We start from the raw sequence: 24,977 nt of genomic DNA, 5'->3' as shown, positions 1-24,977 counted from the left end.
CACCTTAATCACCTCTCTCTGACTCCTCAGAAAGCAAATCTATTGCTCTCTTAATTTCAGCCTCGATATCCTTACATCCGTAATGTTTTAGAAAAGCAACGGTAACTATTATAATATCAGCAGCTCTCTTTTTATATTCCGGATGGTCTTTTATATCGTCGCATGGTAATTCTGATAATTCATCAAACTTCCTCCAGGCAGCCGATATTTTTAAACTGAAAGCCTTTTTAGAAGTATTATCATTCAGATGAAAGCGGCGCTCTATAATCTTTAATATTTTAGGGGCCAACTTATTCAATGTTATCATAAATGATTAGGTTAAATTGTTAGACTAATAATAATCTCACACTGTTTGATGCAGGCTGGTCCCTTATATGGAATCTGTAAATAGTCCTTTTATACATACACATGATAATTAAAGTTTTTCTTGTAGCTTTTCCATCGCTTCAGTTGCACAAAGCAAAGCGTAATTACTATCAATGGAAATATACGTTTGAATTGTAAACCAAAAACCTAATATCCTAACTTGCAAGAAATAGGCAGTCTGGAAATTCTTTGCTTGAAATTGCCCTTCTAAACGCATATACTTAGAAAGACTAAAGTAAGTAGCATCTACTTTTTTTATTCTTAATTTTTTCATTCTATACTTTTGGAGATGAATACGTTTTTCACTGGCCATAGGAATATTATCAAAACTCACAAAATTCATGGGAGTAGTAGCAAGAATACCTATTGGCATATTATTGGGATGCCCATTTTTAATAGGGAACATTTTCGGATTGCTCCTGTATGCCTCACGAGCCATTATCATATTTTGGATCGCATGAATATGTATGACTTCCTCTCTGATATCTGATACATGAAACACAGGGAGATTACAAAATAAATTATGCAGTTTACAGGAAACTTCAATGACCTCTCTTTCTTTATCTGTCAACATGCAACTACTTATTTATAGGGTCCGTTGTATCCATATATTTCCTGTATTCCAGTTCTGTTTTAGCAAGGTTAATAAGAGTATTGACACCTTGAAAAACCTGTTTGGCCTGATTTACTTTATTAGGATCTTCTTTCACGTCCTTTATTTGTTGTAGAACCAAGTCTCTCATATCCTGTAAGATAGTAGGATTCACAGTAGATACCTTATTCAACCGTTCATTTGCCAACACAACAACTGTATTTGTTATCGACCGGAAACGGTTCAACTTGGAAGCTAAATCAAACATACTAAATATCAGCACTTTGCCATTGTTCAAGTATATTTCAACTTCGGTTCCATCATCACCGGTACCGTCACAGTAGTTGAGAATTACAATTTCTTCATTCTGATAAAGGAACGGTTTGTTAACCATTTCCTTTAATCTATCTATTGCATTATCACTCATGATTCATTCTTTTTTGTTGCTTTATTAATTTGTCTATTCAAAACTCCTTTTAGCTTGATGAGGTACTGAACATCTTCCGGATACCGGGCATACATTGAGTTTTGCGTTTTCATTTGTTCAGAACGACTAATCATGTATAGGTTCTCGATACAAATATTTTGCTTATCTCCATCTTTGAACTGAATATTGTAACCAGAAGGAATTTCTCCATTATGCTCAATCCATACAAGCCGGTGTTTAAGCTCAAAGACATTCGGTTCAGCAGTTTTCACTTCAATGTAACCGTCACGGGTTATGCGTTCATATCCAACCTCTTTATGATTCTTTGGGATACATCCCTTTTTGAAACGTGTAGCTTTCGTTTTTTCAATTTGAGCATCAGACATATATTCTGTTTGCTTACGTCCCTTATTCATTGGTTGATGTCCTTTGGGAAAGAAACTTTTAGAAGCACATTGGAATTTGAACTCTTTAGATTTAAAGAGTCGTAATTTGAACGCTATTCCATTTACGGCAGAATAAGTTGTACCTAATATCTGTGCTATTTCCTCATTAGTATGATTGGGATACAACTCTTTTAATTTTTCAACCCTCTCACTATTCCAAAATCCAGTTTTTGGAGAGCGCCTAAGCTTTCGATTCAAAGCCTTTGCTTTTACAGCAGTAAGTGTTTTGCAAAGGCGTTTGGCAAGCTCTTTCAAATCAGCAGTTGAATACTCGCTATCAAGTATAGCGAGTTGTTCATCAGTCCACGTTTTCATAAGCATATCAATAAAGAGAGGAAACCGTTAGGCTTCCTCTGTGTTATCGTTTTCAAGTTCTTTCAATCTCTCATTGAGTTTCTTTTGTTTCTTGTCGAAAGAAGTAGCGAGCTGCTTACCAAGTTCAGTGTAATCATCAGGATATTGTTCTGCAAAGAGAATGTTTTGGCATTTCTGCATATACGGATAGAACATCACATCATTGCTTGAAAGATTGTTAGCAATAAAAGCGCGATACCATTGATTACGATCAGCTTGGTTGTTCTTCACGTATTTAACAAAATCAGACTCTTTCTTATAAGTAGAAAGTTTTAGTGTTTCCAAATATTTACTACTACAATTCCGGAGAATCATTACATCGAACACAGTTTGTTCATCAACGGATAACTCTTTATTACGCTTATAATAGGGCTTTTCCTGTGCCCATTTTCTCATAGTTTCAGAACTCTTCTCGATTACCTTATCCTTAGCTTTCTTCAACTTTTCATTTATCTTCTCCCTTTCTATATCTTTAGGATCTGCAAGAGCTGAAGTACTGGAAGATAGCTCTTTTCTTATATAATAGTATTCTACATCAAATTCAGGACAATAATAATTCCACAATGATATACAACGATAAATCTCACCATCCTCAAGCATTTTTTGAGTACGCTCATCATTTTCAGCATACCAACACTTACCCTTAAATACTTCATCCGGATTTATCATTTCAAATCCAAGGCTTCTAACAGCTTCGAGTGTCTGTTCCAAGAAAGCTTTTCTCGAATCACTGCAATAAGTGTCAAGTTTAGTCTCCATTATAACAGTTTTCCCGAATGAAAGCGGTTCACCAGCTTTAACAAGGAACTCACTTTCAAGTTGGATTTTACGTATCAGATAAGCTATCTGTTTTTTTCTAAAGCAATCAGGATTGATGCATCTTGCATTTTTATTATTCATTTCATAGAATAGGCAACCGTGATTGACAGTGTTGTTCTCACATTGTGCGCATGGTTTAAATTCCCCGTTATCCCAATTATCTGCATTTTCTTCAATCCAATCAGCTTTATCAATTTCAAGAAAAGAACTGCCTACAAACCTTCGAATCATATCTGTACTACACTGATTCTGATTCCCTTTATGAAATTCCATTTGCGAGCTATCCTCCAATTTAGAAAGAATCATAGCACCGGATAATGGTATATCTCCATTTCTTACACGTTCTTTCAGTTCCGGAATAAGACCATTTAGCTTTATACGATCAAAGACAAAGCGAGTAGACTTTCCGAATTTAAGAGCGATATCTTCCAAAGTCCGTCCTTTTTCCGTGAGTTGAGCAAAGGCAAAAGCTTCTTCAATAGGATCAACATCCTTCCTTTGAAGATTTTCTGTGATCATTGCTTCAAAAGCCTCATCATCTGTCATCTCTCTGACAATGCAGGAGATTGTTTGAAATTGCTCAGACTTTTTCCGGTGGGCCTTGATTTTAGCAACATTCTCTTTATCTTCCTTTTCTTTCAATAATGATACAGCACGAAAACGACGCTCACCACAAACAATCTCATACGAACAAGGGATTGTTGTTACATCACCGGTCTCTAAATCGGTCACATCTTCGGATTTGGCTACTCTGACAGTGATAGGCTGCAATAAGCCTTGTTTCTCAATGTTACTTGCAAGCTCTTGAAGAGCTGCTTCATCAAAAGTCTTTCTCGGATTCAAAGGAGAAGGACTGATAAGGTCAATTCTAATGTTTTGTACTTCCATAATTTAATTATATTGGTTTGACTTTTAGTTTATTACATCAGTAAAGTTATCGTAAAATGACAAGTTATGCAAACAGAAACTTCGCCATTTTAACGCCATTTTCATTGAGGTTTATTACGTATTTGAATAAATCCTCTTCTTTCAGTTTCCCGAAGAAGTTCCATGTCTTCTTCTCGTATTTCAGCAGGTGTTTCACCGTTCACACTTCGATAAGTTCCAATACCGAAACGCTCTCTGATACGAGCAATTTTATCCGGATCTTTAGTAACCCAGTAAATTATAACTTTCATAGTAGCTATATTCTACGGCTCTCACCACACAGAGGGAGAACATTAAACGTTTTAAAGCGATCCACTAATCTTGGCCCGAAACGTTTCTTAAATTCGGCTATGCCAAGATTCGATGTTATATGATACTTCTTGCCGTATTGCTGAAAAATCTCATACCGGGCATAAAGAAATTCATCAATAACCGAATCGAGGCTGGTACCATACGATTTTTGATTTTCCGTTTCCAGACCGATATCATTCAAGCAGATATTAAAGGGGTTTGGTTTAAACCCTTTAGATTGATTCTCATTGTAAGTGTACAAGTCAATATGCCCATGAATTTTATAGTAATTCATCATTTGAGTTACAGACAAGTTTTCAAAAGCATTGGGGTTACAAGTAAGTTTCAAATAATCTGCAAAAATCTGCATCAACATTGTTTTCCCAGTGCCAGGTTCACCAACAAGCAAAAGATTCTTATGAACCTTGTAATTCTCTTCCGGAAACACATTTTGAGCATACCGGCATCCGTTGAAGTAGTACAGAAGAAACTGAATTAGTTTAGAGTTGTTATCATCAACATCAAATTTTCTAAACTCCCGTTCTGTATAATCCGTACCAAGGTTAGAAATTAAATTCCAATGGCTGTAATACTCTTGTGTATCAGTTAAATCATACTCAGAAACGTCCTGAATACTTTCCTTGTGCCTTTGTATCAGATTCTCTATCTGTTGGAGCGTCAGCTTGCGCTTGCCGGCTTCCTTCTCCATCAAATTTTGAAGTTTGCTTGATAGATTCTTTTCCTCTTCCGTCATGGTCTAATTCATTTTTTCGATTTTCACGAATACGATCCAGTATCCAAAGGTTTGCTTTGGAATCCCACCGCTCTATTTTCACTCCATTGGCATTCTTCCACCCTATCGAGTCAAAGTGATTGAAGAATATTTCTGCTTGCTCTTGCCAATCATCTAAACGTTCCGGAGCATTTTGCTTGATGAAGTGTTGGATAACCTCATCAAGCGTAGGAGCAATAAATTCTTTTGCGACTCTTTTAGGTTTCTCCGGTTTAAAGGGTGGGAAAAGCTCGCCAGAGCTACTTTCTTTCTTACCCCCTTTAGGGGGTTCTTTCTTTGTCTTTGTCTCTGTCTTATATTCTTCTTTAGGGGGTATGGGGGAGCTTTCTTGAAAAGGTGTACCTAAAGGGTGCCCTAAAGGTGTACCTAAAGGTTGCTGTAAAGGTGGTATATTTTGCATACCTTTTTGTACACCTTTTATAGAATACGTTGATTTATTGCCTCTTCCATTGCCTTGTTTACATTCAATAAGACCTGCTTGAAATAATCTATTTCGGGCGGACTTGAATACTTTTACAGACACTCCCACGTCAGATGACACCTTTGTATCACTACGTGTCCAGTTATCCTCCCAGCCTAAACGATTCGCAATTTTTAGCAAGTAAAAATAAAGCCTCGTTTCACAGCAGGAAAATTGCCAGCTTTCATCAAGTTCCCAAAACCTATTGATAAGTTCAATATAAGTCATATCAATTTATAATAATTCCGTAAGACATTGTTTATATAAGGTTGAGGGTCAGCTTTCAGATAATAGCAAACGCTATTAATGAACTCAATCAACCCATGACAAACGACATATACACTACCATATTTCTCAACTAATGCCTGCCACGCTTTTTGCTCATCAGACTGCGTTCCGGCACGTTTACCTTTTACATGTGGAGTTTTCATCTCTATGCAAAGACTGCTCTTACCACCGCGAGGAAAAAGCAGAATCAAATCAGCAACACCAGCGATGGCACCTTCATATTTACGCATAGCACCGCTTTTCTTTGTCCTGACGCCGCCGTTTGGTATAGCAAAGAGTAAAGGGCCTACATTGGGAAACGTTTCTCTGAACCAAGTTACACAAATGTGTTGTATCTTAGTTTCAGAATATTTCACCTCCAATTTACGAATATCTTCTTCAGTCATTTTTCTGCTTGTTTTTTGAAATCGTTGCACATTCATTTAGAAGGTCAACGATTTGTTTACACCTGTTCTTGCAACCGACAAAGGATATTATGGTTTCCCATTCAGGACCGAACAACATTTCTTTCTTGTATTCCTGAATATGAGTTTTCTGCCCATTTATAACTAATCTAAATGGCTTCATAATTTATCCCTAAACAAGTCCATTGCAAGATTCACCATATTCTCTTCTACTTGATCGTCCGTACCAGTAACACCATTGGCAATGTTCTTCTTAGTCTGAATCACATCATACATATACTTGTCGATAGTATCCTTACCTAAGAAGTAATAGCAGTTAACGTTGTTCTTCTGACCATTACGATGCGCACGATCTTCTGCCTGTTCGCAATCGCTGAAAGTCCAAGGGAACTCTATAAAAGCAACACGACTGGCAGCCGTCAAAGTAAGTCCGGTACCACCCGATTTGAAGTTCAGAATAATCAGCTTGCAATCGGGATTATTTTGGAAAGAATCAACGGCATATTGCTTTTGGTTGACATTATCGGAACCTGTCACAGTAACAGCTTTAGGAAATTCCTTTTTCAATTCTGCTACAACTTCTTTCAAGTAACCGAAAAGTATCAGCTTCTCACCACCATCGATAACATCATGGACAAATTCACAAACAGCCTTGATTTTACCTCTGGCGGATATCTGTTTTAAAAGCTGCATCTGCACCATGACGGCACCATTCATTGATTTCTGCACTTGTGCGTCCGAAGCATTTTTGTACTTCTTTAAGTATTTTACCATATCAGCCTCAGCAGCCTTATACTCTTTGGTGGTAGTGATATCAACTGTCAAGTATTGACGGGTCTTGTCCGGAAGTTGTGTAAGCACCTTTGACTTCTCACGACGAAAAAAGCAAGTATTCCATAGTCGCCAATTTAGCTCTTTAACGTTGGATGCCTGTTTGGGACCATCACAATACCTTTCAACATACCGGCTATATCCTCCAAAGTCCTCTAATCGACCTAATATTTTTAGCTGTTGTATCAAGTCTGTATTATTGTTGACAACAGGAGTACCGGTCAATGCGAATACATACCGTTTTCCTTTGCAGATACCTTCTACAAACTTTCCTTGCTGTGTCTTACTTGATTTACATTTGTGAGATTCGTCAATGATAACAGACCTGAACAAAGAAACACGCTGATCGAAAGCAATACTTTTCATTGTGAACTTGGATTCCTTATTTACAGACCTCACAAAAAACTTATTCAGTGATTCATAATTCGTAATGAATACCTCACAAAGTGGGCTGCCATCAGACTTCTTACACTCATAAAAAGATTGCCAGGACTGGCGGTTTCTGTCATCAAGTATAATGGCGTTAATCCCTGCGAATTTCTTGAATTCACGTTGCCAGTTGACTTTCAATGCAGCAGGGCAAATTACAAGTACAGGAAAAGATTCACCGTATATAGGCGCTTCCTTATGTGCCTTAACAGCTGCACATATAGCTTGCAACGTTTTACCTAACCCGGGCTGGTCTCCGAAAAAACAGCGTTTGTGCTCTATTGCATACTGTACTCCCTCAAGTTGATACTCGTAAGGTTGAAGTAACATATAGTGTTCACCGACAAAAGGTTTCATCGGAGGAATATCATAATTAATATCTTCAGTAACCTCACGTTCCTTAACAGTAGAACAGAAACGCATTTGAACAGCCCATTGCGAAAAAGCTCTCACATACCAATTGGCATCACGTCCAACAGGATAACGCACATCATTGATACTAACAAGCCACGCCCGGTCTGTCCCGTCGTAGCGTGGCTTACTTGGTATCATCTTTATGACCTCGACCAACTTTGGGTGATACTCGAACTGAATCCGGTACAGATTTGGCGTCTTAGTCACATAGATTGGTTTCATGAAGCAGGTTCTAATACTAATTCTTGATGTTCAACAGTTGAGAATACCTCATTATCTTCACTCTCATTCATTGCTTCAGTAGCTTCATCTGTCTTTTCAAACGGGTCCTCACCATCTTTAAACTCGAACTCCCTTTGAATCTCTGAACATTTATTCTCTGTAACATAGAGTTCTGCTTCATACAAGAAATTGTAAACTGCATCACGAAACTCCTCACAATGCACATACGATTCGTTGTCCGGATCGAAACCAATACCAGGAGAACAAAGATTAAGAACTTTGCTCGTCATAAGAGTTCGCTTACCAGTCAGCACACAAACTTCAAAGGAAGAGTCACCACCAATGCTAACACCGGTTACATTGAACTTCTTGAAAAACTCATCTTCAAGACATGAATCCGGACGTTCCCAATTAATGTACCCGGCTTCTTTCTGCTCTGTAATATCGACAATGTAAGGGATAAGCTTATTAAGCGAATCCTTCAAATCCGGATGAACAGGATTAATCCCCTTGAAAACAATATCGTTTCCCTCCTTGTCTGCATAGACCACTTCAAGACATCCCTTTTTGGTCAATTTTGCTTTTGAAATATTCAAATCCATTTTAATTAAATTTTTAGTTAATACTTACCTATGCAGGTATTCATTAATAAAATCTTTATAGTACTGGTCAACAGGCAATGGCAAATTGATTCCTAATTCGGTGGCAGCATCAGCCTGAACCTTATCCATGAAAGTTTTCATTTGGATCGTATTCAATTTAGAAGTACTTCCAACAACCGAAACAATATTTCCATTCATACATATTTGCCGTGGAAGAAACTTCCGACAATAGTAATCATGAACATCTAACTTATCCGTACCTGTCTCCCTCTCAATACAAGCGAACCACAACCACATTAGTGCATTCTGTGACAGTGTACGTGGTTCTACCTTTCTCTTGATACTTACAGTGTAAGTTCCATTTTTGAGCGTGGAACAGAGGTAGTCAAACGACTTATCCATTGTGACTACCCCGTTTTGTTTTGTTAGAATAGCTTCTGCCATATATTAGAATGGTAAATCATCAGGCGGTGGTGCCTGTTGAAACGACTGTTGCTGATATGCAGGCTGTTGTACCTGTTGTTGCTGCCTCTGTGTAGGCTGTTGCGTTGGTAATGGTGGAGGTACAGGAGCAGCCTGTTGCTGAACTTTCGGTGTAAGCATCTCGATACTATCAACAAAGACTTCAGTGATGTAGCGCTTAACTCCTTTGCTATCGTCATAGTTACGAGTGCGTAACTTACCTTCTATATACAACTTATCTCCTTTATGGACGTACTTCTCAACTATTTCAGCAGTCTTATTCCAAAAAATAAGATTATGCCATTCTGTACGCTCCGGTACCTGGGTTCCATTTTGCAAGGTGTACGCTTTATCTGTTGTGGCAAAAGATAAAGAAGCTACTTTTGCTCCACCGTCCAATGTTCTCACGTCCGGGTCTTTACCGGCACGTCCTATAAGAATTACTTTATTGACACTCATTTTCCTTCCTCCCTTATAGTTACACGAATACTATCCGCTTTAATTGACGTTTTTAAATATTGAGAATAAAGTTCCGGGTGATCTTCCTGAAACTTCTTTGTATCAAAACTCTTACCCGTTGAAGAAGGAGTATAACTAACACGTAACCGGCCAGCGTCCCATGATTTAACACCATTCTCACGCATGGCACTTTTAAGCTGTTCTTTATAACCTTTCTGCACTTCAGTGATATAGCTCGCTTGTTCCTCAATATCAATGATAGTATCTACTAATTGCATGGGAATAAGCAGCTTCTCATCGACAGGAACAGGAGTATTAGGCAAGAAGTGTTCACCCTTAATCTCACACTCCAGTAATCTCTTAACCTCTGCATCCGGTTTACGTCCAATCTCAACCAATTCAGATTTATCACCTCGTAGCCAAATGCCAAACAATTTATCAACTTTGATAAGTGGATTTTGAAGTTCAAACAAATAGGCATAGATTGATAACTGCCAACTCAAATACTCACGGTCAAGGCTTGCAGTAGTCTTGATGTCGCCAAGGCTGATTTTCTCGTCCTTTTCCCAAACACAATCAATGTTTGATGCAAAGTATTCGTTATCAGACACAGTGTACTCATTAGCAAAAGCCTTATATCCGGCTTTCGTCCGCTCTTTCAAATAATTCTCCGCTTCAACACTTTCAGGCGTGAAACCGGTAGTATCAACAAACTGACATTGAGCATGGATACGGCTACCTTTTTCAGCAGCTCTCTTCAATATAAATTCAGGAACAGCCTTATATTTATCCGGGAATAATTGCCGGCTTATCATTCCCGTTATACCTTTCAACTGTTTTTCACCAAGAAAATAGGTGTGGTTTTCTTCATTGAAAACTACACCTGACCTAACTAATTCTATCATTGTGCAGGATAAATTTTGCCCATTTCCATACAGGCATTTCTAAATTCATTATCATTTTGCATTGCTTCATGTCCATACCAAACCTTTTCAAGTTCAGCACGACTTTTAACAGCAAGCATTTCAGCAATAGCATTTTTCAATTGAGCACCTGTATATACTGCCTTATCCGTACTTACCGGTGTTTTTGCAGGTTGTTGAGTCTCTTCTTTACCATGAGTATTGGTCGAATCGCTGTCTTTTGCATCATCAATGCAAAACAGACCGTTAAGAGCGTACTTTCTTGCATAAGAAGATGAGGCCCCAGTGATTTGGCTCCCATCCATTCCTTTCTTTGTCTCTTCTTCCCTTGCAAAAGCAGTAGTTACTTCTTTTTCTCCCTTGTCATTAGTCAAAGTGACAGTCGCTTTTACATAGATCCTATCACCTACTGCGATCATCTCATCACTTAGAGTTAATGTACATTTTGTTTCAGCAAGAACAGGTTTCACTGATTCAAGAATGTCCTCACAACTACGGTACTTGTATTTACCGAAAGTATTATACTGCCCTTTGGGGGCTTTCAGCTTTTGCTGAATGGTTACTAATTCTTTCATAATTCTGAAATTAATGGTTTGACTTTTAATTCTTTACATCTATAAAGTTATCTTTTATTGACAAGATATGCAAACAGAAACTTCGCCATTTTAACGCCTTTTTTGTAACAAAAAACTGCCTGTACGATATTGTACAGGCAGAAAAGCATATGTTACAAAAAAGTCCAATGTACCTTATGGATCGGCTACGCTTAAAGGGTGTACGGCTCCCGCTGATTTATGCACATCTAAATATGTGGACGGTGCCGGTATCGAACCGACCTCTTTACATTGTGCGCACTCTGTAATGTTTCATCCAAGAATACTGCCCGCCCAAATAAAAAAAGATGTACTATTCTCACGAACCATTACATCTTATCATGATACAACACTAAATAAAGACACAACATCTATAACTGGTTAGGTGTGGAGAAACCCGGATTCGAACCGGGACGATAGATTACCTATGTATGACTTTCTTCAATCTATCTGCATACTTGCGTCTACCAATTCCGCCATTTCTCCAATTAAAAAAGGTACACTATTCTCACGAACCATGTACCAAACACACAAAATAAAACACGACAAAACTACTAAATAACTCTCACGAGCTTGTGAAGCTTGCAGGACTCGAACCTGCACTGGGTGTCTACTTTCTCGAAGGGTCCTACGATACTCATATACAGATTTCCACTGAACCAACTCTGATATTGAGCGCGCCTACCAATTACGCCAAAGCTTCATATAAGTGAACTATTCTCACGAACCGTCCACTTGGAAACACAAACACAAAAATAAAAAACACGGCAAACAATCATTTAGCTATAATAAGCCATTGTGGGGCAGTTTAGGAGTCGAACCTAAATAATTGCATCTGCAATACATAAAGCACTTCGTACGCTTTCTTTATGCTCTCTTTACCATTGAGAATACCTCCCCGTTTTTGCCACATCAACGCTATGATGTGGACTTCAAGTTCTAATACTATGAAAAACATGAGTTCACTCTCACGAGTTACTTTGCTCCCGGATAGCCGATCAAAACACACCGGGATAGATGTAGAACACTTAAATCAAATAAATAAGGGACTCACACCCCACGAAGCTCCTTACTTCGGTATTGTTAGTTAAACATAAATGAGAATTATCTCTGTGAAGGAACCCGGAATCGAACCGGGATGAGTTGTCATGCTCACTACATCTAAGGGCTGACATTCCCTATTGTTGAGTAGCGCGTCTGCCTCTTTCGCCATTCCTTCAATTCGTAGCCGGACACTACCGGCTACTTTGATTGATTTGATATATTCACCCTCACGGGTTACTTAACTCATTTAGAGTTGAGCCGGGAAACGGATTCGAACCGCTGACCTCATGTAAAACATGCGCTCTACCAATTGAGCTACCCCAACAAGTGCCCGGCGAACCGGGCTAATCATGACTAATAAAATTAAGCAATGCAAACCTTCACAGGCTATCTTTATTTTGTTTCTTATCTTCATAGATGAATCTAGCAGCCAGCAAAGCAACAACTATGAAGAATATGATATATGACCAAGCAATATCACTTCTTGACGCTTCGATTCCTCCTCCTATATACATAGCTGCTATTAATGCAACTACTGTGAAAATATTATGAATGATCTTCAATGTTTTCATCTTTTATCTAAATTAGCTTCGACAATAACAGGTATAATATCTATCCACTTTTCAATAGCATTACTATCAACAGGATTTCCATCACTGAATGTACGTATAGTAATGTGTGGAGTTTTATTCATACAAGAAAGCCAAGATGGAACACATTTGAATGCCATAGCTTTATCATTCCATCCAATTGCCACTATATTAACTAAGAATTTTTTGCCTCCATGGAATTCAAATGCACGCATTATTGTCTCGGCTTTAGCTTTGCCATTCTGACTCTTATGTAGTAGAGTGCAGTGGTCTAAGTACATTTTCCCTTCAAATGGAGGCAACAAATCCAATAGTTTATTTCTACTTTCTTTAGTAAGAAATAAACCGATGTATTCAAATTCATCCATAAATTTCTATTTCTTTTTTGATTTACCCTTCTTTCTTGCACACCGGCAATGAAGTAATACATGTGCTGCATTACAATGCCATTTACCATTTTGAGCGTTCACAGGCTTGTCACTTTCAATCTTACCTGCTTCAATGAGACTAATCAACTTTTTCTCGCCACCTACATAGTATGCTGACCTATCTTTCCCGAATATCTCTGTCGAAAACAAACGGAGTATATTGTCTAGCAATATTTCAGCCATTTCACCTCTAATCATCTCAATAAGCAAATAAGTTAAGTAGTTCTAGTAACCTTTAATATTCCATCCTGAACATAAGATTTAGTAGTCCAGGACATGCCATCCCCTTTTTCCTTATATAATCTCTGATTTAAAGTGAAAACCACAGACGTTTTTTGAGTAATGGGAAACACTTCTTCATCACCGACATCCATGTTTCGCAAAACATTGATTATACTGCGTTTCTGAATTTCTTTTTCCATACAATTAAATTTTAAATTAAACTTGAAGCGATGAACGGATTCGAACCGCTGACCTCTGTTTGTGGTGCTCTTCCGTTAAGCTAAGAGTGTTTCTTGAGAGACTCGAACTCTCAACCATCCACCACACACAGCGCTCTAACCAGCTTGAGCTACATCGCTCTTATATGTTATTCACATTAATTCTATCTATATACTTACCGAAATCCTCTGCTATTCGGTTGCAGGGCAATTTTTGAACCTCGCCTTTATCGCTTATCACGGTTCTACTCCGGTGTACCAAACCACCGTCTTACTACAGCCTAACTACCTACCCTCACGGGCTTCATATTCCTGCTACGTAAGCCATATATGTTCCAAGATGTTAAAGAACTCTTCTCTGTTGTTCCCAGTCTCCCTTCAAGGGCAGGCTCAAAGACCGGACTGGGTTCCGGATAACCGGCGGTTTGGTTTGACTTTAGTGAGGGCTAGTTAATAGCTTCATAGGTGATCGCCCGAAAAACGATAGAAGCAGCTTTCAAAGATTCTTTAATCTTTTCTAGTTTTTTAGACTCACTTTGCCACCACCCACGATAATTTTCAACAGAACCCTTCAAATCTATATTTTCTTTCTTGAGCGAATCGTTTTCTGCACGAAGCTCATTTTCAATTTTCTCAAGTTCCAGTACCTTTGCTGCTAATTCATCGTTACGATAAATATTCTCATCAAGACTGGTAGATAATTCTTCTACCTTTTCGATTAACTGTGCTTTAGTCATTTCCTGTAGTTCCATAATTGAAATATTTATTGGTTATTAATCTCCGACGTAATGTGCACCGTATTGAGTGCTATTTGGGTTGTAATAAGCAGAAGCGGGAATATTAAGATTATTGTATTCCTTGCTAGGTGTAGCTTTAGCAGCCTTGCTAAATTCTTCTTGCTTCTTAGCTAAGAATTTATCAGTTCTCTCTTTCACCGCTTCCGGTGAGAAACTTTCTTGAAGTTTTGCAAAGCTCCATGCAGATTTTAAACACTCTGAAAATGTTTTTCCACCTTTCTTGTAATTGCGGTGTGCAGACTTCATGATTTGTGATAAATTGTAGCTCATAATCGTTATTTTTTAATTGGTTTTATCAATCATTTTTTGTATGTTTGTATGATTGATTGATTTATGATGCAAATATAATCGCATTTGCGTTATTATAAAAACAGAAAGACTTTTATTTTATCGCATTTGCGTTTTATTAACTTTTGATTGATTTGATTTATGGCAAATAACGACACGATTAATGGAAGAATTAGAGAAATAATTCTGTCTGCTGGCATTACAGATAGCGCATTTGCGAAAAAAATAGGTGTAACACAATCTGTAATAGCATCAATGTTTCAACGTGGAACAGAACCTTCCGCAAAAGTATTAACTTCAATTCTACTGACCTATGAAGATATTTCCGCAGAATGGCTACTTCGCGGAAAAGGTCAAATGTTACTTTCAGAAGAAACACCTGACCCAAATATTGAACGCATGGAGCGTTTGGTAGACACGATAGCTACGCTTCAAGGAACGCTTAATGAATATATGAGAACAAATCAGCTACTCACTGATGAGCTTAAAAAAGCGAAAGGGGAACTGGCTATGTTGAAGAATGAACGAAATGCAGGATAATCATATAAAACTACATACAAACATGAAGAAAAGCTTCTTATTTATTTTGGCATTTTTGCCAATAATCTGTTTTGCTCAAAAAGTAAATACACAGATTGATGATTTCACAGGTGAAAAAGTAATTACCACTTCATGGGAAAAAATATATTCAGGTGGTGCAACTGGTAAAAATCAAACACGCATAAGATTCAGACACGAAGGTGGTACAGACTTCATTGAGTTTCGTATTTTCACAGATTGTGTGGCATCATGTGATAAAGGAAAGGAAATTCTACTAAAGACGAATAGTAACATTATAAAAGTCTACAATCTCGAATACACACTTACAAAACCAGGAGACTGGAATCCCAATGGGATTAATAACAAACTAGGAATCTACTTAACCTGTTCAAGTAGCGAACTTAATAAACTCTCAAACGAAAGTGTTACAAAGATGCGAATTACACTTAGCGATGGATATAGAGATCTAGAATTAAAAGAGAAAGATTCATCCAAATTGCAGAGTTTATACAATCAATTCAATCAAGCTAAATAATATAAAAAGCATGAAATTAGACAGCACATAAAGTAATTTGTTTCCGTATTCTTGTCCAAGACAAAAATACAGCATAGGTATATACACTGAAAATGAAGTCGTTCTATAAGAAACAAAATAATTAGTCTAGTTTAGTTTTTGTGTTGATAGCTCCCTCGTCGGCGGACGAACAAGGGAGCTATTTTTTATTTATTACAGGAATATAATTGCATAAAATATACATATTTTCCATAACTTTGCAGTGACAAAGGATCACACAAATGGAATATAGTGTAGAAGAACTAAAAAGTGAATTAATAGAGAAATGCAAGAGCGAAGGTATCCTGTATGCAACGGTTGCAATGGACCGTCATACTAAAGAAATGATTCTTCCTGATACTTTACAAGGAGCTCTGAAACATCCGGAATTCTTCGTATGTACTTGCAAGAAAGTAAAAGACCAATATGTAGTGGAGGAGATTACCAAAGTGTAATCCTCCTCCAGTCTTTTATTTTTTATTCGCCCAGTTCACCCAGTAAATCGTAGGAAGGAGCAAAGAAAAGTGTTCCCGTTACTGCTGTACTAAAGTCCAGTAAACGGTCGGTATTGCCTACCGGATTGCCAATAAACATACTTTCCAACATCTGCCGGGTAGTAGTGAACGTACTTGCATAACCGATGAAGTAGGTACCATATTCTCCTTTAGACGTATTGGCGAACGGCATATTGGCACGCACTATTTTCAGGTCATCACCAATATTAGTGACGGCATTATGCGCATTTTGAGGTTTCTCCTCATCAGACAGTTCGACATCGTTAAACTTGCGACGCCCGATCACTTTCTCCTGTTCTTCCACAGGCAAGGAGTTCCACGCAACCATATCGTGAATATACTTCTGCACAAAGACATAGCTGCCTCCTGCAAAATCAGCATCTTCCTCTCCTACAACTGCAAAATGATAGGGATTTTCATCAACTGCCGGATTCTCCGTTCCATCCACAAAGCCGATAATGGCCTTGCCATCCATATATCTGAAACCGTGAGTTTCGTCGACAGGCTCAACTACGCCTTGAAGTTTCTCATCGATGATAGATGCAAACTCAAAACATAATCCCATCTGTTTTGCACGGATATGAAACAATAAGTCGCCCGGAGTAGAAACTGCCGTATGCTTCTCGCCTTTTATCTCTTCGAAAGTGTTCAGTTCTTTGGGTTTTCCCTGTTCCGGGAAAAGACGGCTCCAGGCATCAGCTCCAAATCCCATGGTACAACTGAACATCATATCGGGAAAACGGTTACGCATACTGCGAATCAGGGCCGAAAAATTGGCACACACATCTTTTACTTTGTCAAGAGTTTCAGGCGAATCTTTTAAAGCATAAACAATAAAGATAACATTTTCGCCTTGTTTCCCAGCTACGTCTTGCGGGATATTACCACCAAATGAAGGTTGATAAGGATTCATATTCTTCTTTTTTCTATTAGTTTCGTCAATGAAATAGTTATGTTCTAACTCATCTTTTTATTAGGATCTTCAATATATGCGGCAGCCCCTTTATCCATAAACAGTTCTACATTTTGCGCATGATGAGCCACATAGGCTGCGGGACCAGTGTCTCCCGAATTACAGATTTCTTCTACTACATCGGCTTTGTTTTTTCCGGTAATCAGGAAAATGACATAGCGGGCATTCTGAATGGGGTATCCCGTCATTGCGATACGCTTCTGCCCGTTACGGGGATGTGCACTGACCACATAAATAGAGTTTGAAGTCAGCAAATCTTCTTGTCCGGGAAAGATGGAAGAAGTGTGTCCGTCATCTCCAGCCCCCAACAGTATAATATCGAATTCGGGCCAACCACGTTTAAACGGCACTTGCTGCCGGACTAACTCCGAATAGCGAACCGCCTCTTTCGCAGGCTTTTCCTCTCCACGGATGCGGAATACATTCTCATAAAGAATAGGAGTTATGCCCAGAAGAAGGTTGCGCATCATTCCGTAATTACTGTCCGAATCATCGGGAGGCACACAACGTTCATCCACCCAATAAATCCGCATACGGTCCCAAGGGGTGATTTCCAGATATTCATTCGCCCATAAATCGAACATCAGAGCAGGGGTATTACCACCGCTGACTGCGATATTGAACACTCTGTCCGGCTCTTCATTCATGATTTCCACCAGGCGGAGTATCAATGCTCGTGAAGTTTCAATAGATGAGGGAAAAACTGATATTTTCATAATTCACAATATTGATCTGTATTTGTCAAATTCTTACAAGGATTCGTCCAGTCGGCCCCATGTTCATGCATCATCGCTTCGCTTTCCAAAGGCCCCCACGTACCTGCGGGATAACCGTAAAGAGGCGCGTCGGGATTATCTTTCCAATAGCGCAGCACCGGATCGAAAAATTTCCATGAGGCTTCTACTGCATCACTTCGAGTAAATAAAGTCGGATCACCCTGAATACAATCGTCTATCAGACGGGCATAAGCGTCGCCACTAGGCACACCGCCCAACTGTGCATAACTGAAATCCATCGTCACCTGACGGACTTCGAAGCCTGCACCGGGGACTTTCATTCCGATCTTGAGCACTATTCCTTCATTCGGTTGCAAACGAAGAATCAATTTATTCGCCCGCGGACAGTTGCCACCGGCACAATGAAACATCTGATGAGGTGTTTCACGGAAATGAACAACGATTTCCGTTACTTTCGTCGGCATTTGTTTTCCTGTACGAATGTAGAACGGAACGCCACTCCAGCGCCAGTTACTGATGCCCAGTTTCATGGCAATATAAGTTTCCGTGCGCGAATCGGGAGCCACTCCTTTTTCTTCACGGTATCCCTTTTTACTACCGGAGGCTGTATATTGTCCGCGAACAATATGTTCGTTCAAATCGACATCGTTCAATGGAGTTAGAGATTCGTAGACCTTCACCACTTCATTACGGAAATTGTCTGCATTGAAAACAGCAGGCGGTTCCATAGCCGTAAGGGCTACAAGCTGTATCAGATGGTTCTGCACCATATCCCGCAGCGCACCTGCCGTTTCATAGAACCCGCCACGTTGCTCGATACCCAGATTTTCTACGGCTGTAATCTCAACGTAGTCGATATAGTTACGGTTCCAGAGAGGTTCGAAGATACCATTAGCAAAACGGAAAGCCAGTACATTCTGGGCCGTTTCCTTACCGAGAAAATGGTCGATACGGTAAATTTGATGCTCATTGAAAACAGAGGCATACGTTTTATTCAGTTCAAGTGCCGATTCGAGATCATAGCCGAAAGGTTTTTCGACGATGATGCGCGAATGGGGAGTGTTAAGTCCGGCAGCTTTCAAGTAGATGGGCACTACTCCGTAAAGTGATGGCGGAGTGGCAAGGTAGAACAGCAGATTGTCCGGATCTACCTCGTTAGTCAATTCCATCAGACGTTGGCGGAGTTGTGGGTAACCTTCTTCTTTTGCCGGGTCCATCGGTAAATAGTAGAGATGGGAGACAAACGAAGCCATAAGAGCTGCGTCCTGTTCTTCGGACTTGACGAACTGTTGCAGTTCTTCTAATATATAGGAACGGTAGTTATCGTCAGAATAGACCGTACGCCCGATACCCAATATGGAAAACTCTCCGGTCAACCGGTTTTCACGGTAAAGGGAGTAAAGGGCAGGCATCAGCTTACGCTTGGTCAAGTCACCCGACGCACCGAAAATTATCATTGCAAATTTATCCATCATTCAAGAATTGTTTTGATTTATGTTTTGAAATGGTAAATAATCATTTATGAGTCCACCACAGAGGACACGGAGAACACAGAGTTCTTCTCTCTCTTTCTGCAAGTAAAACAGAGCGATAAATACAATTATAAATACGTGAAACTCTGTGTTACTCCATAGTAAATAAAAATATAAAACCTCTGTGTCCTCCGTGTCCTCTGTGGTGAAATATAATTTATCATTTCAAAACTATTTTTCTATTTAAACATTATATGTACCCGATTTCGTATCTCCTCCGTGGCCTGTCCAGTTCTCGTGGAAGAACTGTCCGCGCAACTCATCCTTACGCTCAAAAGTGTGCGCACCGAAATAATCGCGTTGTGCCTGCACAAGGTTGGCGGGCAAATCGGCAGAAGTGAGCGAATAGAAATAGTTCAGGGCAGAAGAGAAAGCAGGAACGGGAAGTTCTTCTTTCATGGCTTCCGCCACCAGACTCTTCCATCCGGGAAGCAATGTCTTCATTTCTTCTTTAAAATAAGGAGCCAACAACAAGTGTTTAGGCTTGTCGGTGGCTTCGAAGGCAGCAGCAATATCGTTCAGGAATATACTGCGGATGATGCATCCCCCACGCCACATACGTGCAATGGAAGCCAGGTCGAGATGCCAGCCGAAAGCATCGGAAGCACGTTGCAACACGGCGAATCCCTGGGCATAAGAGACGAGTTTGGAAGCATAAAGAGCAGAAAAAATATTCTTTACGAGTTCCGCCTTATTATATATAGGTTGTGTATGTTGACACTGGAATTGCTTGGAAGCCAAGTGACGCAAGTCTTTCTGTGAAGAAAGGCTTCGTTCGAATACCGCCGTGGCAATTAGCCCTAACGGCATACCGAGTTCCATCGCATTGATAACCGACCATTTACCGGTTCCTTTCTGTCCGGCTGCATCCAGAATTTTATCAATGAGATAACCTCCGGATTTGTCTTTATGCCGCAGAATGTTGGCGGTGATTTCAATCAGATAACTGCGAAGTTTGCCTTCGTTCCAACGGGCAAAGACATCAGCCATTTCCTCATTGGTCAGATCAAGCAACTTTTTCATCACCCAATAGGCTTCGGCAATCAGTTGCATATCACCATATTCGATACCGTTGTGAATCATCTTCACAAAATGACCGGAGCCGGCAGGACCCACCCATTGGCAACAAGGAGTGCCGTCCGGAGCTTTTGCCGCAATACTCTGAAGAATCGGTTTCACTTCCGGCCATGCTTTTTCCGAACCGCCGGGCATAATAGAAGCGCCATTCAAGGCTCCCTCCTCACCACCGGACACACCGCTACCGACGAAAAGAAATCCCTTTGATTCCGCCAGTTGGACACGACGGTTGGTATCTTCGTAATTAGAATTACCGCCATCAATAAGAATGTCTCCCGGTGAAAGCAACGGGAAAAGCTGATCCATCAGTTCGTCTACCGGACTTCCGGCACGAACCATCATCATAATCTTACGGGGAATAGCTATCGAATCTACAAATGCCTTTATATCCGTGAATCCTTCGATGTTTTTACCTTTTGCACGACCATTCAGGAAGCGCTCTACCACCCCCTCTTCTACTCCGGGAACAGTACGGTTATATACCGACACGTGCCATCCCTTACTCTCCATGTTTAAAGCAAGATTCTCGCCCATCACAGCCAAGCCGATAAGTCCGATATCTGTTTTATTCTGATTTGCCATAACTTGTATATTTTGAATATTCTTTATCTTAGTAACATTTAAAATGCACATTTGTTCGCAAGATTTTAGATTAAAACATTATTTTTGTAGTCTACAAATAAAATCAAGGATGAAGAAGATCAAAATCGGTTTGTTGGCACGCATCGTTATCGCCATCATTTTGGGTATTGCCATCGGCACAGTTTTCCCGGCTCCGCTAGTGCGAATATTTGTTACGTTCAATGGTATTTTCAGTGAATTTCTCAATTTCTCTATCCCATTGATTATCGTCGGGCTGGTCACTGTGGCTATTGCCGACATCGGGAAAGGTGCAGGAAAAATGCTGCTCCTGACTGCTTTGATCGCTTACTTCGCTACTCTTTTTTCCGGCTTTCTCTCCTACTTCACAGGAGTCACAATATTTCCCTCACTTATCGAACCGGGTGCGCCACTTGAAGAAGTAAGCGCAGCGCAGGGAATCCTCCCCTACTTCTCCGTTTCCATTCCGCCGCTGATGAACGTGATGACAGCCCTGGTTTTAGCTTTCACACTGGGGTTAGGACTGGCGTCACTCAACAGCGACGCATTGAAAAATGTGGCACGTGATTTTCAGGAAATTATCGTACGAATGATAAGTGCCGTCATTCTGCCTTTGCTGCCGCTTTATATTTTCGGCATATTCCTCAACATGACACATTCGGGACAAGTATATTCTATCCTGATGGTGTTTATTAAAATTATCGGAGTCATCTTCGTTCTTCATATTTTCCTGTTGGTTTTTCAGTATTCCATTGCGGCATTGTTTGTGCATAAAAATCCATTCAAATTGCTTATCAAAATGCTGCCGGCTTACTTCACGGCATTGGGCACACAATCATCCGCAGCCACCATCCCCGTGACGCTGGAACAGGCCAAAAAGAACGGAGTATCTGCCGAAGTGGCCGGATTCGTGATTCCGCTATGTGCCACCATCCATCTATCGGGCAGCACATTGAAAATCGTAGCCTGCGCACTGGCATTGATGATGATGCAGGGAATGCCGTTCGACTTCCCCCTGTTCGCCGGGTTTATCTTTATGCTGGGTATCACAATGGTAGCCGCTCCGGGAGTTCCGGGTGGAGCAATCATGGCTTCCCTGGGGATTCTGCAATCCATGCTCGGTTTCGACGAATCGGCACAAGCTTTGATGATTGCGCTTTACATCGCCATGGACAGTTTCGGCACTGCCTGCAATGTGACGGGAGACGGAGCTATCGCTTTGATTATCGACAAAATAATGGGAAAAAACCGTGCTGAATGACTGTGCTGAAAAATAATTGGAAAGTCACTTGGCTGGGTCACAAAAAATGCCGACATTTGCACCCACATTTTCAATTATATAAATAATTAGCGTATGAAAAAAGCCCTAATTTCAGGCATCACCGGACAAGATGGTTCTTATCTTGCCGAATTTCTATTGCAAAAAGGTTACGAAGTACACGGTATACTCCGTCGTTCTTCTTCGTTCAATACAGGACGTATTGAACATTTGTATTTTGACGAGTGGGTGCGCGACATGAAACAGAAACGTACGATTAATCTGCATTATGGGGATATGACAGATTCTAGTTCGTTACTTCGTATTATTCAACAGGTGCAACCGGATGAAATCTACAATCTCGCAGCTCAAAGCCACGTGAAGGTTTCGTTCGACGTTCCGGAATACACTGCCGAAGCAGATGCTATCGGTACGTTGCGTATGCTCGAAGCTGTACGCATCCTGGGACTGGAAAAGAAAACCCGCATCTATCAGGCTTCTACTTCCGAATTGTTCGGTAAGGTGCAGGAAGTTCCACAAAAAGAGACAACTCCATTCTATCCCCGTTCTCCGTATGGGGTAGCCAAACAATATGGTTTCTGGATTACTAAAAACTACCGCGAAAGCTATGGTATGTTTGCAGTAAACGGTATTTTGTTCAATCATGAGAGCGAACGCCGTGGTGAGACGTTCGTTACCCGTAAAATTTCGCTTGCTGCCGCACGTATCGCACAGGGCGAACAGGACAAGCTGTATCTGGGTAATCTGGATTCTCTTCGCGACTGGGGATATGCCAAGGATTACATCGAATGTATGTGGCTGATCCTGCAACATGATGTTCCCGAAGATTTCGTTATTGCTACTGGAGAAATGCACACGGTGCGCGAATTCGCAACGTTAGCATTCAAAGAAGCAGGGATCGAACTTCGTTGGGAAGGTGAAGGCGTAAATGAAAAAGGTATCGATGTAGCTACCGGAAAATCTCTGGTAGAAGTTGATCCGAAGTATTTCCGTCCATCAGAAGTAGAACAGCTGCTGGGCGACCCGACAAAAGCTAAAACACTATTGGGTTGGGATCCGCGTAAAACATCATTCGAAGAACTGGTAAGCATCATGGTTCGCCACGATATGGAGAAAGTGAGACGAATGATTGCTACCAAACACTAAATGAATTTCATTTCACCACAGAGGACACCGAGGACACAGAGGAAAAAATAAAATCCTCCGTGTCCTCTGCGTCCTCTGTGGTGAACTAATAAAAGATAGAATGGAAAAGAATGCAAAGATATATGTGGCAGGACACCGCGGACTTGTGGGATCTGCTATCTGGAAGAATTTGCAGGATAAAGGATACACAAATCTGGTAGGCCGCACTCACAAAGAGCTTGATCTGCTGGATGGCGCGGCTGTCCGTAATTTTTTCGATGAAGAACAACCGGAATATGTATTCCTTGCTGCTGCCTTTGTGGGTGGTATCATGGCGAACAGCATCTACCGTGCCGACTTCATCTATAAGAATCTGCAAATTCAACAGAATATCATCGGAGAGAGCTTCCGCCACCATGTAAAGAAGTTGCTCTTTCTGGGTAGCACGTGTATTTATCCACGTGACGCCGAACAGCCGATGAAGGAAGACGTATTGCTTACTTCACCGTTGGAATATACCAACGAACCGTATGCAATCGCTAAAATTGCCGGACTGAAAATGTGCGAAAGTTTCAACCTGCAATATGGAACGAACTACATCGCTGTGATGCCGACAAACCTTTACGGACCGAATGATAATTTCGACTTGGAACGCAGTCATGTACTGCCTGCCATGATCCGTAAGATTCATCTGGCACACTGTCTGAAAGAAGGAAACTGGGAAGCTGTACGTAAGGATATGAATCTGCGTCCGGTGGAAGGTGTGAATGGCGACAGTCCGAAAGAAGAAATCCTGGCTATTCTGCAAAAATACGGAATCAGCGAAACGGAAGTCACTCTTTGGGGTACAGGTACTCCACTCCGCGAGTTCCTTTGGAGCGAAGAAATGGCGGATGCCAGTGTCTTTGTTATGGAGCACGTAGACTTCAAAGATACCTATAAAGAAGGTAGCAAAGATATCCGCAACTGCCACATCAACATCGGCACCGGTAAGGAAATCACCATCCGCCAACTGGCCGAACGTATTGTAGAGACTGTAGGGTATCAAGGAAAACTGACCTTCGACAGCAGCAAACCGGACGGCACTATGCGCAAGCTGACCGATCCTTCGAAACTGCACGCTTTGGGGTGGCACCATAAAATTGAAATCGAGGAAGGCGTACAAAGAATGTACGAATGGTACTTGAAATAAGAATCTAAAGAATCAATCAATATGCTATGAGCAGAATTATTTTTGATTATAGCATATTTTTTTTTGATTATAGCATAATGAAATTAGCTATAATCATATTCTTTCCTCCTACCGGCCTGTCGCAATCTCACCGCATCGCCCTTCCCCCATTTCCAAAAATTCTTC

At 40.4% G+C, this 24,977-nt stretch carries 31 protein-coding genes and 3 tRNA genes; 6 read left to right on the top strand and 28 right to left on the bottom strand.

Annotation, left to right across the window (positions count from 1 at the left end; all coding sequences use genetic code 11):
• Window positions 1–4 precede the first annotated feature (4 nt).
• From CJF29_RS10240 to CJF29_RS10125, 24 genes are all read right to left on the bottom strand, one after another.
• Window positions 5–307: a hypothetical protein gene (locus tag CJF29_RS10240; protein WP_099145853.1), complete on the bottom strand. Its 303-nt coding sequence runs from the start codon at window positions 305–307 to the stop codon at window positions 5–7.
• A gap of 108 nt (window positions 308–415) precedes the next feature.
• Window positions 416–940, bottom strand: a complete 525-nt coding sequence (locus tag CJF29_RS10235; protein ID WP_229109713.1) for a hypothetical protein — start codon at window positions 938–940, stop codon at window positions 416–418.
• Window positions 941–944: 4 nt separating this feature from the next.
• Entirely contained in the window at window positions 945–1,385 is a 441-nt protein-coding gene (locus CJF29_RS10230) for a hypothetical protein (RefSeq protein WP_055228898.1), read from the bottom strand.
• Window positions 1,382–2,146 carry an HNH endonuclease signature motif containing protein gene (locus CJF29_RS10225; RefSeq protein ID WP_099145880.1) on the bottom strand — a complete coding sequence of 255 codons (765 nt, stop codon included), beginning with the start codon at window positions 2,144–2,146 and terminating at the stop codon, window positions 1,382–1,384. Before CJF29_RS10225 ends, CJF29_RS10230 begins: the two co-directional genes overlap by 4 nt.
• A 27-nt stretch (window positions 2,147–2,173) precedes the next feature.
• Window positions 2,174–3,892 (bottom strand): ParB/RepB/Spo0J family partition protein, encoded by a 1,719-nt coding sequence (locus CJF29_RS10220; RefSeq protein WP_099145854.1) that lies wholly within the window; start codon window positions 3,890–3,892, stop codon window positions 2,174–2,176.
• Between the two features lie 101 nt (window positions 3,893–3,993).
• Window positions 3,994–4,182, bottom strand: coding sequence for a hypothetical protein (locus CJF29_RS10215; RefSeq protein WP_081030069.1), 189 nt, complete (start codon window positions 4,180–4,182; stop codon window positions 3,994–3,996).
• A gap of 5 nt (window positions 4,183–4,187) precedes the next feature.
• A complete protein-coding gene (locus tag CJF29_RS10210) occupies window positions 4,188–4,931 on the bottom strand; it encodes an AAA family ATPase (protein WP_099145855.1) in 744 nt (247 codons plus the stop codon).
• A complete protein-coding gene (locus CJF29_RS10205; protein ID WP_099145856.1) occupies window positions 4,840–5,703 on the bottom strand; it encodes a hypothetical protein in 864 nt (287 codons plus the stop codon). The genes CJF29_RS10210 and CJF29_RS10205 overlap by 92 nt, the downstream gene beginning before the upstream one ends.
• Window positions 5,700–6,149, bottom strand: coding sequence for a VRR-NUC domain-containing protein (locus CJF29_RS10200; RefSeq protein WP_099145857.1), 450 nt, complete (start codon window positions 6,147–6,149; stop codon window positions 5,700–5,702). Before CJF29_RS10200 ends, CJF29_RS10205 begins: the two co-directional genes overlap by 4 nt.
• A 177-nt stretch (window positions 6,150–6,326) precedes the next feature.
• Window positions 6,327–8,063 (bottom strand): DEAD/DEAH box helicase, encoded by a 1,737-nt coding sequence (locus CJF29_RS10195; RefSeq protein ID WP_099145859.1) that lies wholly within the window; start codon window positions 8,061–8,063, stop codon window positions 6,327–6,329.
• Window positions 8,060–8,665, bottom strand: a complete 606-nt coding sequence (locus CJF29_RS10190; protein ID WP_099145860.1) for a hypothetical protein — start codon at window positions 8,663–8,665, stop codon at window positions 8,060–8,062. Before CJF29_RS10190 ends, CJF29_RS10195 begins: the two co-directional genes overlap by 4 nt.
• Window positions 8,666–8,689: 24 nt before the next feature.
• The gene (locus CJF29_RS10185; protein ID WP_004311528.1) at window positions 8,690–9,109 is read right to left on the bottom strand and encodes a hypothetical protein; all 420 of its coding nucleotides are present in this window, start codon (window positions 9,107–9,109) and stop codon (window positions 8,690–8,692) included.
• A 3-nt stretch (window positions 9,110–9,112) separates the two neighbouring features.
• Window positions 9,113–9,586: a single-stranded DNA-binding protein gene (locus CJF29_RS10180; protein ID WP_099145861.1), complete on the bottom strand. Its 474-nt coding sequence runs from the start codon at window positions 9,584–9,586 to the stop codon at window positions 9,113–9,115.
• Window positions 9,583–10,491 (bottom strand): hypothetical protein, encoded by a 909-nt coding sequence (locus CJF29_RS10175; protein ID WP_099145862.1) that lies wholly within the window; start codon window positions 10,489–10,491, stop codon window positions 9,583–9,585. Before CJF29_RS10175 ends, CJF29_RS10180 begins: the two co-directional genes overlap by 4 nt.
• Window positions 10,488–11,084 carry an ERF family protein gene (locus CJF29_RS10170; RefSeq protein WP_099145863.1) on the bottom strand — a complete coding sequence of 199 codons (597 nt, stop codon included), beginning with the start codon at window positions 11,082–11,084 and terminating at the stop codon, window positions 10,488–10,490. Before CJF29_RS10170 ends, CJF29_RS10175 begins: the two co-directional genes overlap by 4 nt.
• 406 nt (window positions 11,085–11,490) lie before the next feature.
• A tRNA-OTHER gene (locus CJF29_RS10165) sits at window positions 11,491–11,588 on the bottom strand.
• 90 nt (window positions 11,589–11,678) lie between these two features.
• Window positions 11,679–11,805, bottom strand: a tRNA-OTHER gene (locus tag CJF29_RS10160).
• Window positions 11,806–12,402: 597 nt separating this feature from the next.
• Window positions 12,403–12,471 (bottom strand) — tRNA-Lys (locus CJF29_RS10155).
• 55 nt (window positions 12,472–12,526) lie between these two features.
• A complete protein-coding gene (locus CJF29_RS10150; RefSeq protein WP_099145864.1) occupies window positions 12,527–12,718 on the bottom strand; it encodes a hypothetical protein in 192 nt (63 codons plus the stop codon).
• Window positions 12,715–13,104 carry a hypothetical protein gene (locus tag CJF29_RS10145; protein ID WP_099145865.1) on the bottom strand — a complete coding sequence of 130 codons (390 nt, stop codon included), beginning with the start codon at window positions 13,102–13,104 and terminating at the stop codon, window positions 12,715–12,717. Before CJF29_RS10145 ends, CJF29_RS10150 begins: the two co-directional genes overlap by 4 nt.
• 6 nt (window positions 13,105–13,110) lie before the next feature.
• Entirely contained in the window at window positions 13,111–13,362 is a 252-nt protein-coding gene (locus CJF29_RS10140) for a hypothetical protein (protein ID WP_099145866.1), read from the bottom strand.
• 17 nt (window positions 13,363–13,379) lie between these two features.
• Window positions 13,380–13,586, bottom strand: a complete 207-nt coding sequence (locus CJF29_RS10135; protein ID WP_099145867.1) for a hypothetical protein — start codon at window positions 13,584–13,586, stop codon at window positions 13,380–13,382.
• Between the two features lie 464 nt (window positions 13,587–14,050).
• Window positions 14,051–14,356, bottom strand: coding sequence for a hypothetical protein (locus CJF29_RS10130; RefSeq protein ID WP_099145868.1), 306 nt, complete (start codon window positions 14,354–14,356; stop codon window positions 14,051–14,053).
• Between the two features lie 21 nt (window positions 14,357–14,377).
• On the bottom strand, window positions 14,378–14,671 hold the full coding sequence (locus CJF29_RS10125; protein WP_099145869.1) for a hypothetical protein: 294 nt from the start codon (window positions 14,669–14,671) through the stop codon (window positions 14,378–14,380).
• 159 nt (window positions 14,672–14,830) lie between these two features.
• Between CJF29_RS10125 and CJF29_RS10120 the strand changes: the two genes are divergently transcribed.
• The 3 genes from CJF29_RS10120 to CJF29_RS10110 all read left to right on the top strand — a co-directional run bounded on the left by CJF29_RS10120 (window position 14,831) and on the right by CJF29_RS10110 (window position 16,237).
• Window positions 14,831–15,229 carry a helix-turn-helix domain-containing protein gene (locus CJF29_RS10120; protein ID WP_099145870.1) on the top strand — a complete coding sequence of 133 codons (399 nt, stop codon included), beginning with the start codon at window positions 14,831–14,833 and terminating at the stop codon, window positions 15,227–15,229.
• A gap of 22 nt (window positions 15,230–15,251) precedes the next feature.
• Window positions 15,252–15,764 (top strand): hypothetical protein, encoded by a 513-nt coding sequence (locus CJF29_RS10115; RefSeq protein ID WP_141561009.1) that lies wholly within the window; start codon window positions 15,252–15,254, stop codon window positions 15,762–15,764.
• 260 nt (window positions 15,765–16,024) lie between these two features.
• Window positions 16,025–16,237, top strand: coding sequence for a hypothetical protein (locus CJF29_RS10110; RefSeq protein WP_099145872.1), 213 nt, complete (start codon window positions 16,025–16,027; stop codon window positions 16,235–16,237).
• A 22-nt stretch (window positions 16,238–16,259) separates the two neighbouring features.
• Here the strand turns inward: CJF29_RS10110 and CJF29_RS10105 are convergent, their stop codons facing one another.
• From CJF29_RS10105 to gnd, 4 genes are all read right to left on the bottom strand, one after another.
• Window positions 16,260–17,210, bottom strand: coding sequence for a Dyp-type peroxidase (locus tag CJF29_RS10105; protein ID WP_099145873.1), 951 nt, complete (start codon window positions 17,208–17,210; stop codon window positions 16,260–16,262).
• A gap of 44 nt (window positions 17,211–17,254) precedes the next feature.
• Entirely contained in the window at window positions 17,255–17,986 is a 732-nt protein-coding gene (gene pgl / locus CJF29_RS10100) for a 6-phosphogluconolactonase (RefSeq protein ID WP_176553090.1), read from the bottom strand.
• A complete protein-coding gene (gene zwf / locus CJF29_RS10095; RefSeq protein WP_099145882.1) occupies window positions 17,983–19,479 on the bottom strand; it encodes a glucose-6-phosphate dehydrogenase in 1,497 nt (498 codons plus the stop codon). Before zwf ends, pgl begins: the two co-directional genes overlap by 4 nt.
• A gap of 243 nt (window positions 19,480–19,722) precedes the next feature.
• The gene (gene gnd, locus CJF29_RS10090; protein WP_074559685.1) at window positions 19,723–21,198 is read right to left on the bottom strand and encodes a decarboxylating NADP(+)-dependent phosphogluconate dehydrogenase; all 1,476 of its coding nucleotides are present in this window, start codon (window positions 21,196–21,198) and stop codon (window positions 19,723–19,725) included.
• Between the two features lie 109 nt (window positions 21,199–21,307).
• Between gnd and CJF29_RS10085 the strand changes: the two genes are divergently transcribed.
• The 3 genes from CJF29_RS10085 (at window position 21,308) to CJF29_RS10075 (ending at window position 24,812) form a co-directional block, all read left to right on the top strand.
• Window positions 21,308–22,477 (top strand): dicarboxylate/amino acid:cation symporter, encoded by a 1,170-nt coding sequence (locus CJF29_RS10085; RefSeq protein WP_074559687.1) that lies wholly within the window; start codon window positions 21,308–21,310, stop codon window positions 22,475–22,477.
• 93 nt (window positions 22,478–22,570) lie between these two features.
• Window positions 22,571–23,641 (top strand): GDP-mannose 4,6-dehydratase, encoded by a 1,071-nt coding sequence (gmd, locus tag CJF29_RS10080; RefSeq protein ID WP_099145874.1) that lies wholly within the window; start codon window positions 22,571–22,573, stop codon window positions 23,639–23,641.
• Between the two features lie 100 nt (window positions 23,642–23,741).
• Entirely contained in the window at window positions 23,742–24,812 is a 1,071-nt protein-coding gene (locus CJF29_RS10075; protein ID WP_074559690.1) for a GDP-L-fucose synthase family protein, read from the top strand.
• Window positions 24,813–24,977 lie beyond the last annotated feature (165 nt).

Origin of the sequence: Bacteroides celer (assembly GCF_002632415.2) — a bacterium.
Taxonomy (GTDB): domain Bacteria; phylum Bacteroidota; class Bacteroidia; order Bacteroidales; family Bacteroidaceae; genus Bacteroides.
This window is presented reverse-complemented; position numbering and strand designations above follow the sequence as displayed.

Bases quoted from the DNA above. Each gene is read 5' to 3' on its own strand.
- CJF29_RS10210 (WP_099145855.1), bottom strand. From the start codon at position 4,931: ATGGAGAAGGAAGCCGGCAAGCGCAAGCTGACGCTCCAACAGATAGAG.
- CJF29_RS10105 (WP_099145873.1), bottom strand. From the start codon at position 17,210: ATGAATCCTTATCAACCTTCATTTGGTGGTAATATCCCGCAAGACGTA.
- pgl (WP_176553090.1), bottom strand. From the start codon at position 17,986: ATGAAAATATCAGTTTTTCCCTCATCTATTGAAACTTCACGAGCATTG.
- CJF29_RS10200 (WP_099145857.1), bottom strand. From the start codon at position 6,149: ATGACTGAAGAAGATATTCGTAAATTGGAGGTGAAATATTCTGAAACT.
- gmd (WP_099145874.1), top strand. From the start codon at position 22,571: ATGAAAAAAGCCCTAATTTCAGGCATCACCGGACAAGATGGTTCTTAT.
- CJF29_RS10180 (WP_099145861.1), bottom strand. From the start codon at position 9,586: ATGAGTGTCAATAAAGTAATTCTTATAGGACGTGCCGGTAAAGACCCG.
- CJF29_RS10170 (WP_099145863.1), bottom strand. From the start codon at position 11,084: ATGAAAGAATTAGTAACCATTCAGCAAAAGCTGAAAGCCCCCAAAGGG.
- CJF29_RS10150 (WP_099145864.1), bottom strand. From the start codon at position 12,718: ATGAAAACATTGAAGATCATTCATAATATTTTCACAGTAGTTGCATTA.
- gnd (WP_074559685.1), bottom strand. From the start codon at position 21,198: ATGGCAAATCAGAATAAAACAGATATCGGACTTATCGGCTTGGCTGTG.
- CJF29_RS10225 (WP_099145880.1), bottom strand. From the start codon at position 2,146: ATGAAAACGTGGACTGATGAACAACTCGCTATACTTGATAGCGAGTAT.
- CJF29_RS10145 (WP_099145865.1), bottom strand. From the start codon at position 13,104: ATGGATGAATTTGAATACATCGGTTTATTTCTTACTAAAGAAAGTAGA.
- CJF29_RS10115 (WP_141561009.1), top strand. From the start codon at position 15,252: ATGAAGAAAAGCTTCTTATTTATTTTGGCATTTTTGCCAATAATCTGT.
- CJF29_RS10125 (WP_099145869.1), bottom strand. From the start codon at position 14,671: ATGAGCTACAATTTATCACAAATCATGAAGTCTGCACACCGCAATTAC.
- CJF29_RS10220 (WP_099145854.1), bottom strand. From the start codon at position 3,892: ATGGAAGTACAAAACATTAGAATTGACCTTATCAGTCCTTCTCCTTTG.
- CJF29_RS10135 (WP_099145867.1), bottom strand. From the start codon at position 13,586: ATGGAAAAAGAAATTCAGAAACGCAGTATAATCAATGTTTTGCGAAAC.
- CJF29_RS10240 (WP_099145853.1), bottom strand. From the start codon at position 307: ATGATAACATTGAATAAGTTGGCCCCTAAAATATTAAAGATTATAGAG.
- CJF29_RS10230 (WP_055228898.1), bottom strand. From the start codon at position 1,385: ATGAGTGATAATGCAATAGATAGATTAAAGGAAATGGTTAACAAACCG.
- CJF29_RS10205 (WP_099145856.1), bottom strand. From the start codon at position 5,703: ATGACTTATATTGAACTTATCAATAGGTTTTGGGAACTTGATGAAAGC.
- CJF29_RS10215 (WP_081030069.1), bottom strand. From the start codon at position 4,182: ATGAAAGTTATAATTTACTGGGTTACTAAAGATCCGGATAAAATTGCT.
- CJF29_RS10195 (WP_099145859.1), bottom strand. From the start codon at position 8,063: ATGAAACCAATCTATGTGACTAAGACGCCAAATCTGTACCGGATTCAG.
- CJF29_RS10190 (WP_099145860.1), bottom strand. From the start codon at position 8,665: ATGGATTTGAATATTTCAAAAGCAAAATTGACCAAAAAGGGATGTCTT.
- CJF29_RS10235 (WP_229109713.1), bottom strand. From the start codon at position 940: ATGTTGACAGATAAAGAAAGAGAGGTCATTGAAGTTTCCTGTAAACTG.
- CJF29_RS10175 (WP_099145862.1), bottom strand. From the start codon at position 10,491: ATGATAGAATTAGTTAGGTCAGGTGTAGTTTTCAATGAAGAAAACCAC.
- CJF29_RS10075 (WP_074559690.1), top strand. From the start codon at position 23,742: ATGGAAAAGAATGCAAAGATATATGTGGCAGGACACCGCGGACTTGTG.
- CJF29_RS10120 (WP_099145870.1), top strand. From the start codon at position 14,831: ATGGCAAATAACGACACGATTAATGGAAGAATTAGAGAAATAATTCTG.
- CJF29_RS10130 (WP_099145868.1), bottom strand. From the start codon at position 14,356: ATGGAACTACAGGAAATGACTAAAGCACAGTTAATCGAAAAGGTAGAA.
- CJF29_RS10140 (WP_099145866.1), bottom strand. From the start codon at position 13,362: ATGATTAGAGGTGAAATGGCTGAAATATTGCTAGACAATATACTCCGT.
- CJF29_RS10085 (WP_074559687.1), top strand. From the start codon at position 21,308: ATGAAGAAGATCAAAATCGGTTTGTTGGCACGCATCGTTATCGCCATC.
- zwf (WP_099145882.1), bottom strand. From the start codon at position 19,479: ATGGATAAATTTGCAATGATAATTTTCGGTGCGTCGGGTGACTTGACC.
- CJF29_RS10185 (WP_004311528.1), bottom strand. From the start codon at position 9,109: ATGGCAGAAGCTATTCTAACAAAACAAAACGGGGTAGTCACAATGGAT.
- CJF29_RS10110 (WP_099145872.1), top strand. From the start codon at position 16,025: ATGGAATATAGTGTAGAAGAACTAAAAAGTGAATTAATAGAGAAATGC.